At 56.6% G+C, this 686-nt stretch carries 2 pseudogenes; both read left to right on the plus strand.

The annotated features are described in order from the left end of the window. Positions 1-245 (plus strand): annotated as a pseudogene (locus NEI07_RS00955) (IS256 family transposase); the annotation flags it as partial. A 31-nt stretch (positions 246-276) separates the two neighbouring features. Beyond that, a pseudogene (locus NEI07_RS00960) lies at positions 277-686 on the plus strand (DDE-type integrase/transposase/recombinase); the annotation flags it as partial.

A 686-nucleotide genomic window follows, 5' to 3' on the forward strand; every position in this document is an offset into this window, starting at 1 on the left:
ACTGGACGCATCTGCGCACGTCGAACCCAATCGAGAGCGCATTCGCCACGGTTCGGCATCGCACGGTTCGCATGAAAGGCGCGCTCTCGCAAGACACGGCGCGCCTCATGGTCTTCAAGCTGGTGATGGCCGCGGCGAAAAGCTGGCGACGACTACAAGGACAAAATCAGTTGCCGAAAGTCGTGAGCGGTGTAACATTCCGAGACGGAATCGAAGTCGCGTCCGAGAAGAAATCCGCCGCTTGATTCACGCCGTCACCCAAAATCCCGCATAGCTCAACATCCGAACCATGTTTGGTCCTACGACTTCGTCGAAGACCGAACGCATGACGGACGCAAATATCGCATGTTGAACATCATCGATGAGTTCACGCGCGAGTGTCTTGCGATCCGCATAGATCGTAAGCTCAACTCGACGGCTGTGATCGATGTCTTATCGGATCTGTTTATCCTGCGTGGCGTTCCCTGCTATGTGCGTTCGGACAATGGCCCCGAGTTCATCGCCAAGGCCGTGCAGGATTGGATAACCGCTGTCGGCGCCAGGACCGCTTACATCGAGCCAGGCAGCCCATGGGAGAATGGCTATTGCGAGAGCTTCAACTCGAAGCTTCGCGACGAACTGCTCAACGGCGAGATCTTCTACTCGCTCAAGGAAGCGCGGATCGTCATCGAAAGCTGGCGGCGTCA

Source organism: Methylocystis suflitae (genome assembly GCF_024448135.1).
Classification (GTDB): Bacteria; Pseudomonadota; Alphaproteobacteria; order Rhizobiales; family Beijerinckiaceae; genus Methylocystis; species Methylocystis suflitae.